19 protein-coding genes are annotated in these 16,493 nt (G+C 68.4%); 9 read left to right on the forward strand and 10 right to left on the reverse strand.

Annotated elements, in window-relative coordinates; all coding sequences use genetic code 11:
• The first annotated feature begins 3 nt into the window (after window positions 1–3).
• Both AB0L97_RS02420 and AB0L97_RS02425 read left to right on the forward strand, forming a co-directional pair.
• Window positions 4–1,092 carry a YbhN family protein gene (locus tag AB0L97_RS02420; protein WP_355071319.1) on the forward strand — a complete coding sequence of 363 codons (1,089 nt, stop codon included), beginning with the start codon at window positions 4–6 and terminating at the stop codon, window positions 1,090–1,092.
• 37 nt (window positions 1,093–1,129) lie between these two features.
• Entirely contained in the window at window positions 1,130–1,498 is a 369-nt protein-coding gene (locus tag AB0L97_RS02425) for a DUF3054 domain-containing protein (protein WP_356963000.1), read from the forward strand.
• On the opposite strand, the gene AB0L97_RS02430 is transcribed toward AB0L97_RS02425, so the two are convergent.
• Complete coding sequence (locus AB0L97_RS02430) at window positions 1,499–3,178, reverse strand: NTF2-like N-terminal transpeptidase domain-containing protein (protein WP_355071315.1); 1,680 nt, start codon at window positions 3,176–3,178, stop codon at window positions 1,499–1,501.
• Window positions 3,179–3,554: 376 nt separating this feature from the next.
• On the opposite strand from AB0L97_RS02430, the gene AB0L97_RS02435 reads away from it, so the two are divergent.
• Window positions 3,555–4,154: a hypothetical protein gene (locus AB0L97_RS02435; RefSeq protein ID WP_355071314.1), complete on the forward strand. Its 600-nt coding sequence runs from the start codon at window positions 3,555–3,557 to the stop codon at window positions 4,152–4,154.
• Between the two features lie 50 nt (window positions 4,155–4,204).
• On the forward strand, window positions 4,205–4,660 hold the full coding sequence (gene aroQ, locus AB0L97_RS02440; protein WP_355071312.1) for a type II 3-dehydroquinate dehydratase: 456 nt from the start codon (window positions 4,205–4,207) through the stop codon (window positions 4,658–4,660).
• Window positions 4,661–4,662: 2 nt separating this feature from the next.
• On the opposite strand, the gene AB0L97_RS02445 is transcribed toward aroQ, so the two are convergent.
• The 3 genes from AB0L97_RS02445 to AB0L97_RS02455 form a co-directional block, all read right to left on the reverse strand.
• The gene (locus AB0L97_RS02445) at window positions 4,663–5,109 is read right to left on the reverse strand and encodes a nitroreductase family deazaflavin-dependent oxidoreductase (protein WP_355071310.1); all 447 of its coding nucleotides are present in this window, start codon (window positions 5,107–5,109) and stop codon (window positions 4,663–4,665) included.
• 99 nt (window positions 5,110–5,208) lie between these two features.
• Complete coding sequence (locus tag AB0L97_RS02450; RefSeq protein ID WP_355072081.1) at window positions 5,209–5,997, reverse strand: metalloregulator ArsR/SmtB family transcription factor; 789 nt, start codon at window positions 5,995–5,997, stop codon at window positions 5,209–5,211.
• A 142-nt stretch (window positions 5,998–6,139) separates the two neighbouring features.
• Window positions 6,140–7,018, reverse strand: coding sequence for an NAD(P)-binding domain-containing protein (locus AB0L97_RS02455; RefSeq protein WP_364424773.1), 879 nt, complete (start codon window positions 7,016–7,018; stop codon window positions 6,140–6,142).
• 138 nt (window positions 7,019–7,156) lie between these two features.
• Here AB0L97_RS02455 and AB0L97_RS02460 point away from each other — a divergent pair, with 138 nt between their 5' ends.
• Window positions 7,157–7,513 carry a helix-turn-helix domain-containing protein gene (locus AB0L97_RS02460; protein WP_355071306.1) on the forward strand — a complete coding sequence of 119 codons (357 nt, stop codon included), beginning with the start codon at window positions 7,157–7,159 and terminating at the stop codon, window positions 7,511–7,513.
• On the opposite strand, the gene AB0L97_RS02465 is transcribed toward AB0L97_RS02460, so the two are convergent.
• Window positions 7,510–8,628, reverse strand: coding sequence for a glycerate kinase (locus AB0L97_RS02465; protein ID WP_364424774.1), 1,119 nt, complete (start codon window positions 8,626–8,628; stop codon window positions 7,510–7,512). The two genes, AB0L97_RS02460 and AB0L97_RS02465, sit on opposite strands and share 4 nt — an antisense overlap.
• A 347-nt stretch (window positions 8,629–8,975) precedes the next feature.
• On the reverse strand, window positions 8,976–10,565 hold the full coding sequence (locus tag AB0L97_RS02470) for an alpha/beta hydrolase (RefSeq protein ID WP_364424775.1): 1,590 nt from the start codon (window positions 10,563–10,565) through the stop codon (window positions 8,976–8,978).
• Window positions 10,566–10,724: 159 nt separating this feature from the next.
• Here AB0L97_RS02470 and AB0L97_RS02475 point away from each other — a divergent pair, with 159 nt between their 5' ends.
• Window positions 10,725–11,036, forward strand: coding sequence for a GNAT family N-acetyltransferase (locus tag AB0L97_RS02475; protein ID WP_355071301.1), 312 nt, complete (start codon window positions 10,725–10,727; stop codon window positions 11,034–11,036).
• On the opposite strand, the gene AB0L97_RS02480 is transcribed toward AB0L97_RS02475, so the two are convergent.
• Window positions 11,030–11,791 carry a 1-acyl-sn-glycerol-3-phosphate acyltransferase gene (locus tag AB0L97_RS02480; protein WP_364424776.1) on the reverse strand — a complete coding sequence of 254 codons (762 nt, stop codon included), beginning with the start codon at window positions 11,789–11,791 and terminating at the stop codon, window positions 11,030–11,032. The two genes, AB0L97_RS02475 and AB0L97_RS02480, sit on opposite strands and share 7 nt — an antisense overlap.
• A 137-nt stretch (window positions 11,792–11,928) precedes the next feature.
• Here AB0L97_RS02480 and AB0L97_RS02485 point away from each other — a divergent pair, with 137 nt between their 5' ends.
• The 3 genes from AB0L97_RS02485 (at window position 11,929) to AB0L97_RS02495 (ending at window position 13,973) form a co-directional block, all read left to right on the forward strand.
• Window positions 11,929–12,573, forward strand: coding sequence for a YqgE/AlgH family protein (locus AB0L97_RS02485; RefSeq protein WP_039803016.1), 645 nt, complete (start codon window positions 11,929–11,931; stop codon window positions 12,571–12,573).
• Between the two features lie 132 nt (window positions 12,574–12,705).
• Window positions 12,706–13,242 carry a sigma-70 family RNA polymerase sigma factor gene (locus tag AB0L97_RS02490; protein ID WP_355071297.1) on the forward strand — a complete coding sequence of 179 codons (537 nt, stop codon included), beginning with the start codon at window positions 12,706–12,708 and terminating at the stop codon, window positions 13,240–13,242.
• Window positions 13,239–13,973 carry a zf-HC2 domain-containing protein gene (locus tag AB0L97_RS02495; protein WP_364424777.1) on the forward strand — a complete coding sequence of 245 codons (735 nt, stop codon included), beginning with the start codon at window positions 13,239–13,241 and terminating at the stop codon, window positions 13,971–13,973. The genes AB0L97_RS02490 and AB0L97_RS02495 overlap by 4 nt, the downstream gene beginning before the upstream one ends.
• Before the next feature lie 59 nt (window positions 13,974–14,032).
• Here AB0L97_RS02495 and AB0L97_RS02500 read toward each other — a convergent pair whose 3' ends face one another.
• The 3 genes from AB0L97_RS02500 to AB0L97_RS02510 all read right to left on the reverse strand — a co-directional run bounded on the left by AB0L97_RS02500 (window position 14,033) and on the right by AB0L97_RS02510 (window position 16,402).
• The gene (locus AB0L97_RS02500) at window positions 14,033–14,800 is read right to left on the reverse strand and encodes an ABC transporter permease (protein ID WP_364424778.1); all 768 of its coding nucleotides are present in this window, start codon (window positions 14,798–14,800) and stop codon (window positions 14,033–14,035) included.
• On the reverse strand, window positions 14,797–15,768 hold the full coding sequence (locus AB0L97_RS02505; RefSeq protein WP_364424779.1) for an ATP-binding cassette domain-containing protein: 972 nt from the start codon (window positions 15,766–15,768) through the stop codon (window positions 14,797–14,799). The genes AB0L97_RS02500 and AB0L97_RS02505 overlap by 4 nt, the downstream gene beginning before the upstream one ends.
• A gap of 103 nt (window positions 15,769–15,871) precedes the next feature.
• On the reverse strand, window positions 15,872–16,402 hold the full coding sequence (locus tag AB0L97_RS02510; protein ID WP_355071290.1) for an EXLDI protein: 531 nt from the start codon (window positions 16,400–16,402) through the stop codon (window positions 15,872–15,874).
• Between the last annotated feature and the right edge of the window lie 91 nt (window positions 16,403–16,493).

Here is a 16,493-nt window from a genome sequence, read left to right on the forward strand (position 1 = left end):
CGCGTGACGGCCGACGGGGAACGAGCAGACGATCCTGCGCCGCCGCCCACGGCGGGTTCCCGCCGTGGCAGATTCCGCTGGTTGAAATGGGTGCTCGGCGCCGCTCTGCTGGCCCTGCTGATCGCCGAGGGCGTGTACCTCTGGCCGCGGCTACACGAGTCCTGGCGCAAGCTCACCGAGATCCACTGGGGTTGGCTGGCGGCCGCTATCTGGCTGCAGGCGCTGTCGATGAGTGGATTCGGCCGGGTGCAGAAGCAGTTGCTCAACGCGGGTGGCGTCGCGGTGAGTCAGCGGAAGTCCGTCGCCGTGGTCTACGGTGCGACGGCGATGTCGGTGACCCTGCCGGCGGGCCAGGTGTTCTCCACCACGTTCACCTACCGGCAGACCAGACGCTGGGGCGCCAGTCCGGTCGTCGCCTCCTGGCAGCTGGTGTTCTCGGGCGTGGTGGCCGCGGTGGGGCTAGCGCTGCTCGGCGTCGGCGGCACGCTGCTGGCGGGCGGGCAGATCGGCCCGCTGAAGCTGATCCTCTCGCTGGCCGCCGTCGTCGCGCTGGTGTGGGCGGGCAATCATGTCTCACGCAATCCCGGTTCGCTCGACGCGTTGCTGCGCAACCTGCTGGCGCTGGTCAACCGGCTGCGCAAACGCCCGCCCGAGCACGGCGCCGCCAAGATCGAGGACATGCTCGGTCAGCTGGAGTCGGTCGAGCTCGGCAAGCGCGACGGCGTCTTGGTCACGCTCTGGGCGCTGGTGCATCGTTTCGCCGACGTCGCCTGCCTGGGCGCGGCCTGTTACGCGGTCGGCGCCGATCCGCGCATCGCCGGTCTGCTGCTCGCGTTCGCCGTGGGCAAGGCTGTCGGGTCCATTCCGTTCGCGCCGGGCGGCATCGTCTACGTCGACGCGACGCTGATCTACGGCCTCACCGCCGCCGCGGGTCTGTCCGCCGCGCAGGCGGTAGCCGCGGCGTTCGTCTATCGGATGGTGAGCTTCATCCTGGTGGCTATCGCAGGGTGGATCGTGTTCCTGTTCCTGTTCCGTAGGCCGCAGGCCGACGACGCGGAGTTCGAGAAGGAGTTCGAGCAGCGGCGGCTGTGACGGAAGCCGCGTCCTGGCTGCCGTTACGCTGGCCCGCGTGAGGAAACTGGTGCCCTTCGTGGTCGATGCGCTGCTCGTCGTCGTCTTCTGCGCGATCGGCAGGCGCAGCCACGACGAAGCGGTGCTCGCCGGGCTGCTGCGCACCGTGTGGCCGTTCGCGACGGGATTGGTCGTCGGCTGGCTGGTCGTGGCGCTCCGGTGGCGCGCCGCCGCGGGCGACGCGCGCTTCGACATCACCCCGCTGTGGCCCGCCGGAGTCGTGATCTGGGCGTGCACCTTGGTCGGGGGCATGCTGCTGCGCGTGGTCAGCGGTCAGGGCACAGCGGTCAGCTTCGTGCTGGTCGCCGGTGTGGTGCTCGCGGTGTTCCTGCTCGGCTGGCGCGCGGTGTACAAAGCCGTGCGGTGATCACGGCTCCGGAGTCGCCAGCGCCTGCAACATTCTGGCCGCCATCCGCGCGGTCGCGTCCTTGCTGTCCACGTCGTTGATGTGGATCGCGAAGACCAGATCGCCCATCGACCCGATCAGCCACCCGTCCGGACCCGCGGTCGCGGCGAACGCGGCGACGTCGCGGTAGCGGCGCACGCTCGCCAGTTCCGGGGCGTTCGTGGCGTCGCGCAGCATGCCGCGCAGCCGGTCGGCGGTCTGCGGCGGCAGCGGGTCGAGCCGGGCGTCGGTGGCGCTCGGGCGTCCGGCCTCGATCATCGGCGGCGGCACGGCCCCGCGCGCGATCGCGGCCGCGGCGATGGCCATGCCGTACGGGCTGGCCAGGACAGCGTCCGAACCACCGCCTTGGAGCACCTGCTCGGCGCTGCGCCCCGCGATGGCCAGACGACCGGTCACCTCGTCGAGGCCGGGCACCTTGAAGTCGATGCCGACGCCGAGCGCGGTCGCCGCCTCGGCCGCGTCCTGCACCGAGACATCTTGCGGCGCCTTGTTCTTCGCCGACGCCGCGACGGCGCGGAACAGGTCCATGTTGCCGCCCACCGGATACAGTCCGGTGAACGCCACCGAGCCGTGCTCACTGGCCTGGCTGTTCTGCGCGACCGCCACCACCGCCCCCGTGGACGGCTGGATCGCCACGATCGAGGCCTGCGTGGGCACGCTGACCACCGCGTCCTCGGCGGCACGTTGCAAGCGCTGGTCCATCGTGCCCGCGATGTCCGGTCCCGGCGGACCCTGCTGACCGGCGAGTTGCGTGATGAACCGCCCATCCTGCTCGAACAGCTGCACGCCCCAACCGGAATGCGCTTCCTGACTCTCCTGCTGCACCTTGCGCAGCGCGTCCAGCATCGGCGACCAGACCCGGCGGTCGGCGGAGATCAGCCGTGGCTGCTTCTCCATCACCACGCCGGGTATCGGCGCCATCCGCGGCTCCAGGATCGCGAAGTCCCCCTCGCGCAAGTTCACCGCGATGATCGGCTTGCCCTGCGAGGTGGCCAGCTGCTGCATCAGCGCAGGCCCGGTGATCAGCGGCGCGACCGGCTCGATGGCCTTGGCCAGCGCGTCGGTCGACGCGACCGGGTCGGGCATCTTGGCGGGATCGAGCTTGACGACGTTGATGGTCTGCTCGGTCATCAGCGGTTCACCGGCGATGTCGTTGACCCGTGGCGCCGGCGTCGGATAGGTGCGCACCAGCCGCACCGTCCGGTTGTGCGCCAGCTGCGGCATCACGACCGCGGGCTCCCAGGAGATCCGCCAGCCGATGGCGAGCTTGCGCACGTTGCCCTCGAGACTGTAATTCCAGGTCTTGCGCTCGCCGAAGCTCCACTCGACGTCCATGCTGAAGATCGCCGACTGCGCGTCCAGGCCGATGAACTGGGTCTTGCGGTAGTCGACCTTGGCGCCGTGCAACCCCTCGAACATTTGCTTCAGAGTTGCTGTGGCCGCGATGGGGTACGACGTCAGGTCTGCCGCCTTGGTGTAGTCCTGATCGTCGAGCAGGTCCGTGAAGCGCTCTACGACCGCTTCCGCTTCATTCTGCTTCTCGTGTATCCCGCACGACCCGATCCCGAGCGCGAGCGCCGCCACCCCCATGAGTGCCATTGCGCCGCGAACACGAAAGCGGCGGGATCCCCACACGTCCATGTCGCCCACTCTTCACTCTTGTCACTCCAGTAACAAGACCACCGTACCCGAAAAAGACCAGACCGCGATGCCTCCGTAGCGCGGACGTTACCCATGCTCAGCATCCCAATTCTGCCCCGGGATGACGCATCTCGGGGGGCCTTTCATGATCATCGTCCAGCCGGTTGGCGGCAACCGGCGCCGCTACCGTACCGGCCTTCTCGAAAAGTCGCGCGGTTACTACCCGACTCGACGTTTCGTATCAATAAATACCCCGACGGGTCCGGAGCGAAGCAACCGGACCCTTGTTCGCACTGAGCGCAACTCCCCCGCGTGGTTTGCGACGTAATCTTGTAATCACTGAAAGCAACGCACCACAGTAAGTAGGTGACCCGCCATGAGAAACGCACACCGCGGCCGGGGTTTCGGTCGAACGGGCGGTTGGCAGCAAGCCGACCTGCCGGACCCGTCGGACGTACCGGATTGGTTCGCCGGAAGATTGCCAAATGACTGGTTCACCGGTCCGCCGGTGATCGAGATCGACCGGGACGAGATCGTCGTCATCGGTGAGCTGCCGATTCCGCAGCCGGAGAAGAAGCCGGACGCCGACGATTCCGAAGCCTCGACCGAAGACGTTCCCCGCGCGACCAAGGAGGGAGCGGTCGCCCGGTTCCGCGAGTCCACCCGGCCCGCCCGGATGCAGATCGCGAACGAAGCGCAGCACCGCTACCGGCGCAATGTGGCCTGGGGCGTCTCGGTGGACGGGGAACGGATTCTGTTCACCCACCTGGCCGTGCCCGTGATGACCCGGTTGCGTCAGCCGGAACGCAAGGTGCTCGACACCTTGGTCGACGCCGGCGTCGCCCGTTCCCGCGCCGACGCGCTCGCCTGGACGGTGAAACTGGCGGGCAAGCACGCGGAGACGTGGCTAGAGGAATTGCGCGAAGCCATGCGCAAGGTCGACGACCTGCGTTCGGAAGGCCCGCAGGGGCTGTAGCCGGTCGGGCCCGGCCGGGCGGCGCGGTGTGACGCGGTATCTTGCCGTGCATGGCTGTGACCGCGGACGCGACACCGGGCCCGATCCTGGTTCTCAACGGCCCGAACCTCAACATGCTCGGCACCAGGCAGCCGGAGGTGTACGGGTCGGCGACGCTGGAGGACGTCGTGGAGTTGTGCGAACGGACCGCGGCGAAGTTCGACCGGAAGATCGTCGCCTTCCAGTCCAACTCCGAAGGCGCGCTGATCGATCGCATCCACCAGGCGCGCGGCGCCGAGTCGGGCATCGTGATCAACCCCGGCGGCCTCACCCACACCTCGGTGGCGCTCCGCGACGCGCTGGTGATCCCGGAACTCCCGATCGTCGAGGTGCATATCAGCAATGTGCACGCACGCGAGGAGTTCCGGCACCACTCCTACATCTCTCCGATCGCGACCGCCGTGGTCGCGGGAATGGGCATCCAGGGTTACGCCGCCGCCATCGAATTCCTGGCCCGCTCGCGCTGAACTCACTTCAGCTGGAAGACCGGGAACCCCGGCGCGATGGCGGCGAGTTCCTCATCGGTGGCGTCCTTGGTCACGCCCTCGAAGAACTTGCCGACCTCCCAGCCCCACTTCCGCAGGTAGAGGCGCAGCAGGGGCACCTTGTCGGCATCGGGCACCTCGGTGGCGGTGAACACCTCGACCTTGCGGCCGAGCCGCAACTCGCCCCCGCCCGCCACGCGCAGGTTGCGCACCCACTGCGTGTGCCCGCGCGGCGCGACGAGGAAGCGCTCGCCGTCCTCGCGCACCATCAGGTTCACCATCGTCGTGCGCCATTCCCCGCTCTTGCGCCCGCGCACCGCGAGCAGCCGCGACCCCATCACGCTGATGCCCAGCTTGGGCAGCAGGTTGGCGATCCGGTTGAAGACCGCGTCGAATCCGGCGGGGCCGACGTAGCGGGTGTTGAGGTCCATGACTACTCCCTGTTGTGAGCACTGCTCTCTATAGAGAGAAGTGTTCCACGAAGGGCACGACAAGTCAAGAGCACTGCTCTCTTCGTGCTTCCGAAGGGCCTATGGGGCCGGGAGGGGTTCGCCGGTTTCCAGGAGGGTTTTGAGGTTGGAGAGGATGCTGGGCCAGCCGGTGGTGATTCCTTCGAGGACTCGGCTGTTCGGTTCGAAGCCGTCGTGGATGACGGTCAGCTTGACGGTCTCGCCCCGAGGCTCTAGTTCGAACGTCACTTTCGAGCGGGGCTCACGGGACCAGGCAGCGACGTCGTCGGGGTTCATGTCGAACGTCTCGGCGAAGGCCGGGTCGAAGGTGTGCCAGGTGTAGGACAAGCGGCGGTACGGTTCGGCCTCCAGCACCACTTGTTCGGGATCCTTGCTGCTCCAGTTCTGTTGGTGCCAAGTCATTTCCGATCCGGGACGCCAGTCCGTGTCGAAGCTCGCGCCCCAGTAGCGGTTGGTGAACGCCGGATCGGTCAGCGCTTGCCAGAGCTTTTCGGCGGTGGTCTTGATGTAGGTCGTGTAGACGAATGCGTTGTCGCCCATGGGTTGTTCCTCCAGTGCTCTCTTCAGGTCGGCGAGGGCGTTCACGCGCTCGCGGTCGTACCGGTCGATCCAGCGTTCGGCGATGGCGTTGATGGGCTCGGCATTGAGGTAGTGCAGTTTTTCCCGGCCACTGCGCCGGGTCGTGATGAGGTTGGCCGCCTCCAGCACCGCGAGATGCTTGCTCACCGACTGGCGGGCCATCGCCAGCCCCGCGCACAACTCCCGCAGTGTCTGACCGTTGCGGGCATTCAGGCTGTCCAGCAGCCGCCGCCTGCTCGGGTCGGCCAGCGCCCGAAACACCTCGTCCATCGCCCACCTTTCCAACATGCAGCCTTGCGGCTGCCTATTTACACCATAGGCAACCACAAGGCTGCATATCAACCCCTGGGAAGCAGAAGACCCCGTCGGGTCCTCGCGTCGACAGTGCGAGGACCCGGCCGACTCCGCGACGTCAGGCGGGGTCGCGCAGCAGGGCGTAGGTGGAAATGGGGGTTCCGGCCCGCTCGCTGGCGGCGATGGCCTTGCGCCACAGCCCCTGGGCGGTGTGCGAGAGGACGGCGTCGACGCCGATTTCCTCGCTCGCGTCGATAACGTGCTGCGCGCCCGCGTCCATCATCTTCAGACTGGCCAATGACGCCCAGCCGCCGTTCTTGTTGGCGACCGAGTGCTCCTCCATGAAGTAGGGGAAGGCGGCGGCCGAGCGGATCGCGAACGGGACGAACGCGGCGACATCGTGACCGGACCGATCGATCATCGCCGTGGCCTGGTCGAAGGCGAGCAACCAGGGATGGAAGATGGTCAGCAGCCCCTGGTAGAAGATCTGGGCCAGGCCGTCGTCCGCGCCGAGGTACTCCTGCGGGCTCAAGGGGCGCAGCAGCTCGGCGTGGGCGTCGAACACCGCACGCGGGCCGCTGTAGAAGATGTAGGACGCCGGATGCGCGATGTTGTCCCCCGCCGACATGACGCCGCCGGAGAGGAACTGCGCGCCGTGCGAGCGGACCCACGCCGCACCCTTTCGCGCCTGCTCCGGCGAGTCGGAGGACAGGTTCGCGATCACCTTGCCGTCGAGGTGGCCGGTCGCCGGACCGAGCACGTCGTACATCGCCGCGTAGTGGGTCAGGCTGAGCACGGTGACCTCGTTGGCATCGAGGGCGGCGGCGACGGTCGCGGCGCGCTTCGCGCCGATTTCGACCATGGCGTCGACTTTCTCGGGGCTGCGGTTCCACACCGTCACCTCGACGCCCGCGGCCAGGAAGGCCCGGACCATCGCCTGCCCCATCGGCCCGAGGCCGACGACGGAGACAGCGCGGGCGGTGGTCTGTTCGGACATGATGTGTCCCTTCGGTTCTCGTCGGTTACTTGCGTCGGCGCCGGAATTCATCGTCGTTCCCGCAGGTAGAGTCGGGAAGACCGAACGTGGAGGTGCGGTTGCTTACCTCGAGGTTCGAAACGAGGTCAGAGGAGCGCGGTGGGCATGAGCAGTGACGCGGATCACGAAGTGTGCGGCATGACGGTCGCGATCGATGTCGTGGGCGGCAAGTGGAAGATGCACCTGATGTGGGTCCTCGGCATCGGCCCCCAGCGCTTCGGCCAGATCCGCAAGCTGCTCGACGGAGTCAGTGAGAAGGTGCTCGCCGAGAACCTGCGTCAGCTCGAGGCCAGCGGTGTGGTGCACCGCGAGGTCTATCCCGAGGTCCCGCCCCGGGTGGAGTACTCGCTCACGCCGCTCGGCGAGGAGTTGGCCGCGGCACTGCGCCCGCTCGAGGAATGGGGCGAACGGCACAAGCACCAACTGGCCGCGAGCACGCTGGCGTCGGCGAGCTAATTTAGCCGGTCGGCGGCGATCCGCGCGCCGACGCGTCGGAGCAGCGACGCCGCCTCGGCCATCGACCGTTCCGGGTCGGGCTCCAGAGCGGCGAGCGCGTAGCAGTCCGCGAAGCCCGCCGCCCGGATCTCGTCGGGCGTGAGCAGCGTGCGGCCCGCCACGGCTATCACCGGGACGTCGGCCTTACGCGCGGCCGCGCACACGCCGACCGGCGCTTTGCCGTGCAAGCTCTGCCGATCGAGCGATCCCTCACCGGTCACCACGAGGGTGGCGGTAGCGAGCAGGGCGGGGAAATCGAGCAGTTCGAGCACGACCTCGATGCCGCTGCGGACCCGCGCGCCCAGCACGGCGAGCGCGCCGAAACCGGTACCGCCCGCCGCGCCCGCGCCGGGCAGCCGCGCGAACTCCGGGCCGACGAGTCGCGCCCAAGTGCCGAGAGCGGATTCGAGGACATCGACCTCGGCGGGCCCTGCGCCCTTCTGCGGCCCGTACACCGCCGCCGCGCCGGTGGGCCCGAGTAGCGGATTGTCGACGTCGCAAGCCAGCGTGAACGTCGTTTCCGCGGCGGCGGGGTGCAAGCCGGAACGGTCGAGACGCGCGGCACGGGTGAGGACCGCTCCGCCGCGCGGCAATTCCCGTGCGTCGGCATCGAGCACGCGGACGCCGAGCGCCTGCACCATGCCCGCGCCGCCGTCGGTGGAGGCGCTGCCACCGAGACCGAGCACGATATCGGTCGCGCCGTGCTCCATGGCATGCGCCAGCACGACGCCGAGCCCGTATGTGCTCGCGCCCAACGGGTCCAGTCGACGCTCGGGCAAAATCGACAGTCCGACCACGGATGCCAGTTCGACGACCGCGGTCGCACCGTGCCGGGCATAGGATGTGCGACGCGGAACCCCCGTCGGCCCCGGAGCGGTCACCTCCACCCGCGCCCAACCAGCCGCGACGAACGCCTCGACCGTGCCGTCACCGCCGTCTGCGACCGGCAGCTGCCGGATCTCGGTCTCCGGCGCGCTGCTCCGCAAACCGTCAGCCAGCGCCGCCGCCACCTCGGGCGCGGCGAGCGACCCCTTGAACTTGTCCGGAGCGAGGATGACTCGCGCAGCGGGTGTCATCCCCACATTCTCGGACGCGACCGGGCCGGTCGCACCACGACACATCCGCCACAGCCGTCGTCTTCGCCGACCTCGGACAAGCGTGGACTCCGCACACGAAAGCGGTGAACAGTGTCCTGACCGGCGGATATCGCTGAACTGCGCGACGTGAAATCGCACCGGCGTCGACGGGCAAGGAACATCCGGACCTGCACGCCGGTCGCCGCACTCCGACCGACCCCGCGGGCCGGATCGACAGCGGGCGAGGACAACGTCGGCCCGATCGAGATGACGAGTTGCTTTTGCGCCGCAGTCCCAGCTCGCGATGTCGGACAGCGGTCACGAACCACTTTCGTGGGGTCGGACTTTCAGCGTGTGGGCAGCGGAGCCTCGTCGGCCCGTGTGATGCCGACCTTTCCGGTGCGCAAGTAGGTGAGCACGGCCTCGTCCACCGCCGGATTGCCGCGACCGAACGTGCCGTGGTCGCCGCCGTCCACGACGACCAGCGCGCCGCCCAGCGCCGTGGCCATGGCCGGGCCGCCTTCGTACTTGGTCAGCGCGTCGTGGCGGCTCTGCAGTACCAGGGGCGGGGCGCGCAGCCCGGCGCCCGTGATCGGCACCGGTTTCGTCACGGGTTTCCAGGAACCACAGGCCATCCCCGAGCGCACCAGGTCGGCGCGCGCGTCCATGGCGTTGCCGCCGGAGGCGATGGTGCCTGCCGCCGCGCCGAGCAGTTCCGGCCTGCCTGCCACGGCGTTCTCGTTGCAGGTGATCGCACTGAACACGAACCGCCCGGTGGGGTCGGTCGAAGTCGCGCCCTCGATGGCCCGCAACCGCTGCACGTTCGCCGGGTCGGCAGCGGCGTCGGCCATCGCGCGGGCGAAGGTGGGCCAGAAGGTGCGGGTATAGGTGGCCACGGTGGTGGCGCCGAGCAACGGAACCTGCGCGGATACGCCGCCGCTCACCAAGGTGCGCAACAGATTCTGCAGTTTGCCGAGTTGCTCTACGCCGCCGGTGTAGCCGTCCCGGGCGATCTCCGCCAACGGCTCCGGCAGCACGCCGGGCAGGTCGGCGATGCTCGCTGGCGGCGGTGTCAGGTTGGCGTACCAACCGCCGCCCTGGCCTGCCGCCAACCGGACCCAGGTGCGGTAGACCTGCAACGCCGTGTCGCCGAGGTGGTATTCGCCGTCGTGGTCGGCGATCCAGGCGAACAGATCGTCCAGGCGCTGTTTGCCCGCGACCTGCTGCTGGGCGAACTCCTCGGTCCACACCCAGTCCGGATTGACGTTGGAGTCCAGGATCATCCGGTCCACGTGGTCGCCGAACAGTGCCGCGTACACCGCGCCGAGGTAGGTGCCGTAGGACGTGCCGAGGTAGTCGATCCGTTCGAAGCCGAGCGCGGAACGCACGGCGTCGAGGTCGCGCGCGGTGCTCTCGGTGGTAATGGTGTCCAGGTAGCCGGGCTGCGCCGCGTCACAGGCTTTCTTGATCTCGTCGCGGTTGCCGCCGCCGAGCGAGACCTGCTGCCCCTCCCCGTTCTTCGCGCTCGTGCCGCATTGCAGCGGTGTCGCCCAACGCAGTCCGCGCGGCTGGACGGCGATCCGGTCGTAATGCTCGGCCAGCGCGGCGGGGAACACGTCCAACCGGCGCGCCCAATAGTCCAGCGCATCCGCGCCCGGCCCACCGGGATTGGCGAACAGCACACCTTCCCGCTCGCCGGTAGCCGCGATGCGGCTGACCGTCAGCTCGATCTTCGCGCCATCCGGGTCGGCGTAGTTCATCGGCACGCTCACGACGGCGCACTGCACGCCCCGATCGGCGGGCACGGAACCCTCGGGGCACTTGCCGAACGCGACACCCGGCGCGGCGTCCGCCACGCCCGCGACGATCGATCCACCGAGCAGGCCCACGGCGACGACGGCGGCCGCGACCCGCGAAACGCGCGGTGTCCTCAACATATTCCGGTACCTCCCCGAGCCTGCCCGCTCGCGCGCGACGACGGACCCGACCAAGAGCATTCTGCGCAGGCCCGCCCGGACAGACAAGTCGGTGGCGGGATTCCGCCCCGCCGCGTGCGTGATTTACCGGGACACCGGCGCACAGAGTAGCGTCGAGCCATGTCGACCGAGGTCAGCAACAACACCGCACTGGAACGTTTCGAGATCTACGTCGACGGTGCGATCGCCGGCTACGCCGAATACCAGGACACGGCCTCCGAGCGCGCGTTCGTGCACACCGAGATCTATCCGCGCTACGAGGGGCAGGGCTATGCGCGGCTGTTGATCGAGACCGCGCTCGACAGCACCCGCGACGACAAGCTCGGCGCGCTGCCCATGTGCCGGGCGGTCCACCATTTCATCGAGACCCGCCCCGAATACCTGGTGATGGTGCCGCACTGGGCGCGCGACCGGCTGAACCTGCCTCAGTAGGCCGCGACAGCGCCGTCGAGCGCCTGTTGCAGATCGGTGCGCACCAGCCGGGCGATGTCGCCGGGCCGGGGCGGCAAATCGAGCACCGGGACATTGAAGTAGAAGCTGGCTCCCTTGGCCTCCTCTTTCGTCGGCTGCACCGCCGGGTCCGTGCGCGGACCGTAGCTCAGCGCCATCGACACCAGCACGGGCTCGGCGCCGAGTTTCATCGCCCGGAAGGCGATGTGCCCGATGCCGCTGCCCACCGCCTGCACGCGGGAGGGGTCCACGTCGTTGCAGGTGCCCTCGGGGAACACCGCGATGCCGTCGCCACGGGCCATCCGCTCCGCGCAGACGTCCATCATGAGTTGTCCCGCGGCGTTCACCGCGCGAATGCCGTGGTCCTTGCCGCGGAACACCGGGATGCCGCCCATCATGTCGATCTTGCGCCGCTGATCGGGGTCGGCGAACAGTTCGTCCTTGGCCAGCACGCGCACCCGGCCGATCACCCGGCGTAGTCCGCTGCGCCACGCGGCCGCCGCCACGGTGTACGGATCGCTCTCGGAAAGGTGGTTGATCGCGATCAGCAGCGGCCTGTTCTGCCTGATCACCGTGCGGAGCGCTTCGCGCGCGCCCTCGGCGTAGGTGACGCGCGGATGGTAGCGGCGGGCGAGAATGGCGTACGCACCCCATGCCTTCAGACGGTTCTGACGGTGCTCGCGATAGAAGTCGTACACGGCGTCGTTGTTCTCGAGGCGCACCTCGGGCAGTTCCATGACGTGGACTCTACGATGTGGCGGCGGTGGCGCAACGTGACGTCCGGCGCCCGGTCCGCGACCCGTTCGGCAAATCCGGAACACACAAGTGGGCCGCAGAAGGCGCATTGTGGGCGAACAGCTGCGATGATGTCGGAGTGGCACGCGCAGAAGACCCGGACGATCGGAAGACTCGCGGCGGGCACGGCGACCGCAGGCGACGCGATTTCCGGCACGGTGAGCAGGTGGTTCGTGCCGGGACGCTGCTGGTGTCGGCCACCGAACTGGTCGAGCCGACCTTCCGGCGCACCGTCGTCTACATCATCGAGCACAACGAGGCGGGCAGTCTCGGTGTCGTGCTGAACCGCCCGAGCGACACGGCCGTGCACGAGGTGCTGCCGCGCTGGACCGACGCGGTCGCGGCCCCACGCACGCTGTTCATCGGCGGCCCGGTGAAACGGGACGCCGCGCTGTGCCTGGGCACGGTCCGGGTGGGCGCCCGGATCGATGGTGTCCCCGGGCTGCGCCGCATCGACGGACGCGTCGTGCTGGTCGACCTGGACGCCGACCCCGAGCGGGTCGGCCCACTGGTCGAGGGCATCCGGATCTTCGCGGGTTACGCCGGCTGGACCTTCGGGCAGCTGGAGGGCGAGTTGGAGAACGACGACTGGATCGTGGTATCGGCCCTGCCGTCCGATCCGATCAGCACCGGCCGCCCCGACCTGTGGGCGCACGTGCTGCGCCGCCAGCCGCTCCCGCTGTCCCTGCTCGCGACACACCCGATTGAACTCGAACGCAACTGAGCACGTGTACTCCTCGAAAGGATCGAAGGAGACACGGCATGAGACACGACAACTGAACCGGCGAAAGCATGGGTGACGCATCGGGTGCGCCCACCGACCGGCCCCGCAACTCGAGCGGAGAGGTATCCAGTTGTGCGCAAGAAACGTGGCGAGACGGGACAGCCCGACGATCAATCCGAATTGATGCGGGCTCTCTATCGCGAACACGCCACCCCGTTGTGGCGGTACACGCTCGGCCTGGTTCGGGACCCGGGACGGGCAGAGGACATCGTGCAGGAAACGTTGCTGCGAGCATGGCAACGCCCGAACGTCTTGGATCAGTCCACCACGTCGGCGCGGGCGTGGTTGTTCACCGTGGCGCGCAATCTCGCCGTGGATGAGCACCGCAGCGCCCGCAGCAGGCGCGAATTCCGCACCGACAACCCGCCCGAGCGGGCGACCCCGGACCAGTCCGACCGCGCGCTGGACGGCTGGCTGGTCGCCGACGCGCTCGGCAGGCTCAGCGCCGATCATCGCGAGGTGATCGTGCGGGCCTACTACCGGGGACTGTCGACCCACCAGATCGCCGAGGAACTCGACGTCCCCGCGGGCACGGTGAAGTCCCGGATGCACTACGGCATGCGCGCATTGCGCCTGGCATTACAGGAGATGGGGGTGACAAACCAGTGACAGATATCACCGACGATTTCAGCACGTGGGACGCCCCGTACGTGCTCGGGTCCCTGACCCGCCACGAGCGTTTGCAGTACGAGAGCCATCTCTCGAGCTGCCCCGACTGTCGGGCGTCCGTGGCCGAGCTGGCGGGCTTGCCCGGCATGCTCGCCCTCGTGGATGCCGACATCGCGACGACGATGATCGAGCCGCCCGCGCACGCCGCGCCGGAACCACCGCCGCCGCCGATGCCCGAGTTCCCGCCGCCATCGCGGTTGGCCGACGCGGCCGAGCGGCGGCGCCGCCGCAGCGGGTGGGCATCGGTCGGCATCGCGCTGGCCTCGGCCGCGGCCGCGGTGGCGATCGCGGTTCCGATCGCGGTCACGGTGTCCGGAACGCACAACGCGCCGGGGCCGGGCACCAGCGAGCAGGCGTTCGCCGAACGTCAGATGACGCCGGTCGAGCCGACTCCGGTCTCGGCGAGCTTCAAGCTCATCCCGGCGGGTGACCAGACGCGACTCGTGATGACCTGCAGCTATCCCCCCGGCGAGCCATTGCCCTACAACCCGAATCTCGTGCTGTACGCCACCCGGATCAACGGTCTGCAGCAGCAGCTCGGCCAGTGGCCCGCGAGCCCCGGCACCGAGCTGACCATCGATCAGACCATCGAGGGCCCGCCCGACCAGATCCGCTCGGTCGACATCCGCGCGGCGAATACCGGAAAGGTTCTGCTCACCGGCACGGTCTGAGCGACGAGCGATCCCCCGCCAGGCGCTGCCCGCGGGGGATCTCTGCGTCGGCGACCGGTTCAGCGCGTCTGCCGCCGGAAGATCGAGGACGACCACAGGTACCCGGCCGCCGCGAGCCCGACGCACCAGGCGAGCGAGATGATCCCGTTGGCGCCGATCTCGGTACCCATCAGCAGGCCGCGGATGGTCTCGGTGAACGGCGTGAAGGGCTGGTATTCGGCGAACTGACGCAACCCGGCGGGCATGGTGTCGGTGGCGACCAGGCCGCTGCCGAGGAACGGCAGCATCACCAGCGGAAAGGGCGAGTTGCTGGCGCTCTCAGGGGTCGGCGCGAGCAGGCCGAGCGCCACCGACAGCCAGGTGAGCGCGAACATCACCGACGCGAGCAGCGCGAACACGGCGAGCCACTCGACCGGGTTCGCGTTCGGGCGGAAGCCGATGAGCAGTGCGACGCCCGCCATCGCGGCGATGCCGATCAACGCCTGGATCAGCGCGCCGACCACGTGACCGGTCAGCATGGCCGACTGCGCGATGTCCATGGTGCGGAACCGGTTCACGATGCCCTTGGTCGTGTCGGTGGCGACCGCCACCGCGACCGAGACCGTCATGTACGCCGGAATCATCAGCAGCATGCCCGGCGCGAGATAGTCGATGTAGTTTCCGCCGGACGACTTCTCCAGCGCGCCACCGAAGACGAAGTTGAACACCAGCAACAGCACCGTCGGCATCACGATGACGCCGAAGGTCATGCTCGGATAGCGCTTGGCACGCACGAGATTGCGCCGCAGCATGGTCGCCGAGTCGGCGAGGGCGTAGGACATGCTCATCGCACGGGTTCCTTTTCGGTCGTGGGGTGGCCGGTGAGGGTGAGGAAGACGTCGTCGAGGTTGGGGGTGTGCACGGCGAGGCCCTCGACCTCGATTCGCTCGTCGTCGAGCCGGTCCAGCACGGCGCGCAGGGACTTCACGCCGCCGTCGCTGGGCACCGCGAGGGTGAGGTCCTCGTCGTCGTCCGGCGGCGGGGCCACGGCGCCGAGCGCGTCGGCCGCCGCGGTCAAGGCGGCTCGATCGGCGAATTCCAGACGGATGTGGCCGCCCGGCACCAGCCGCTTCAACTCCGCCGCGGTGCCTTCGGCGACGAGCTTGCCCCGGTCGAGCACCGCGATGCGGTCGGCGAGCTGGTCGGCCTCCTCCAGATACTGGGTGGTGAGGAAGACCGTGACGCGGTAATCGTCGACCAGCCCGCGGATGATGTCCCAGATCGCGCGCCTGCTGCGTGGATCGAGCCCGGTGGTCGGCTCGTCGAGGAAGATGATGCGCGGATCGCCGACCAGCGTCATGGCCAGATCGAGGCGCCTGGTCATGCCGCCGGAATAGGTGGACGCCGTCTTGTCCGCCGCGTCGACCAAGTCGAAGCGCTCCAGCAGATCCGCCGCCAGCCTGCGGTTGTCCCGCCGGGACAGATGATGCAGATCGCCCATCAGCAGCAGGTTCTCCCGGCCGGTGAGCAGTTCGTCGACCGCCGAGAACTGCCCGGTCACGCCGATCTGCGCGCGCACCTGCTTGCGCTCGGCGGTGAGATCATGGCCGCCCACCCGGATTTCGCCCGCGTCGGGAGGGATCAGTGTGGTCAGGATCCGCACGGTGGTGGTCTTGCCCGCGCCGTTCGGCCCGAGCAGCGAGAAGACCGTTCCCTCCGGGACGGTGAGGTCTATCCCGTCGAGCACGACTTGCTCGCCGAACGATTTCCGCAGGCCGCGCACCGAGACGGCGGGCACGCGATGGCCGTTGACCATGGTCTTTCCTTTCTGACATACATTTCACTATGCGCATATGGGCATGTGTTATCCACGCCGCTCCCCTTTTGGGGCGCGGCGTCAGTCGATTCGGTTGCGGCGGTTAGATATCCAGGTCCTCGATCTTCGGCCCTTCGGCCACGTCGACCACCCGCCGGTAGAGCTTGTCGGGCAGTCGGTCCTTCAACTCGTCGAGGGAATCCACCACGACGAAGATGAAGTCACCCCAGTCCTGCTGCCCGACGCCGAGCAAACGCCGCCAGCTTTTCGGGTCTCGCCAGTCCTTGAGCCAATTCGTGCCCGCCTCGGCGGGATACTCGTCCCAGTTCGAATACTGGGCGTGCATCACGAATTTGCCCTTGCGGCTGCGATACACCTGGACGTGCTCGATGCGCGTATCGTTCACCTCGTGCCACTCCCCTAGCAGGGTCCCGGAGAAGCGGACCTGTCGCACACCATCGCGACCGACCTTGAGCACGATCTCGTCATAGCCCTCCAGCCGCCCCTCCTCGAGTTCGATGAACCGGCGCAGCGCCGTGACCACCGCCCCCGAGAGGTTGCCGCCGACCAACTCCTGCGCGCGCTGGAAGAGCGGGAGGTCGTCATCGGCCACGTAGATCGTCTTGTTGGGCATGTCCCAACTATACGTAGATGTATACGTACACGCAAGGTTGGTCGGCACATCTTCTGCTCCGCCGTTGAACCGTTCGGCGACCAGGTCCGTA

This window comes from Nocardia sp. NPDC051911 (assembly GCF_040681035.1).
Lineage (GTDB): Bacteria > Actinomycetota > Actinomycetes > Mycobacteriales > Mycobacteriaceae > Nocardia > Nocardia sichangensis.

Excerpts from the sequence above, each read along its gene's own strand:
- AB0L97_RS02430 (WP_355071315.1), bottom strand. The coding sequence starts at position 3,178 with ATGGACGTGTGGGGATCCCGCCGCTTTCGTGTTCGCGGCGCAATGGCA.
- AB0L97_RS02435 (WP_355071314.1), top strand. The coding sequence starts at position 3,555 with ATGAGAAACGCACACCGCGGCCGGGGTTTCGGTCGAACGGGCGGTTGG.
- aroQ (WP_355071312.1), top strand. The coding sequence starts at position 4,205 with ATGGCTGTGACCGCGGACGCGACACCGGGCCCGATCCTGGTTCTCAAC.
- AB0L97_RS02445 (WP_355071310.1), bottom strand. The coding sequence starts at position 5,109 with ATGGACCTCAACACCCGCTACGTCGGCCCCGCCGGATTCGACGCGGTC.
- AB0L97_RS02450 (WP_355072081.1), bottom strand. The coding sequence starts at position 5,997 with ATGGACGAGGTGTTTCGGGCGCTGGCCGACCCGAGCAGGCGGCGGCTG.
- AB0L97_RS02455 (WP_364424773.1), bottom strand. The coding sequence starts at position 7,018 with ATGTCCGAACAGACCACCGCCCGCGCTGTCTCCGTCGTCGGCCTCGGG.
- AB0L97_RS02465 (WP_364424774.1), bottom strand. The coding sequence starts at position 8,628 with ATGACACCCGCTGCGCGAGTCATCCTCGCTCCGGACAAGTTCAAGGGG.
- AB0L97_RS02470 (WP_364424775.1), bottom strand. The coding sequence starts at position 10,565 with ATGTTGAGGACACCGCGCGTTTCGCGGGTCGCGGCCGCCGTCGTCGCC.
- AB0L97_RS02475 (WP_355071301.1), top strand. The coding sequence starts at position 10,725 with ATGTCGACCGAGGTCAGCAACAACACCGCACTGGAACGTTTCGAGATC.
- AB0L97_RS02480 (WP_364424776.1), bottom strand. The coding sequence starts at position 11,791 with ATGGAACTGCCCGAGGTGCGCCTCGAGAACAACGACGCCGTGTACGAC.
- AB0L97_RS02500 (WP_364424778.1), bottom strand. The coding sequence starts at position 14,800 with ATGAGCATGTCCTACGCCCTCGCCGACTCGGCGACCATGCTGCGGCGC.
- AB0L97_RS02505 (WP_364424779.1), bottom strand. The coding sequence starts at position 15,768 with ATGGTCAACGGCCATCGCGTGCCCGCCGTCTCGGTGCGCGGCCTGCGG.
- AB0L97_RS02510 (WP_355071290.1), bottom strand. The coding sequence starts at position 16,402 with ATGCCCAACAAGACGATCTACGTGGCCGATGACGACCTCCCGCTCTTC.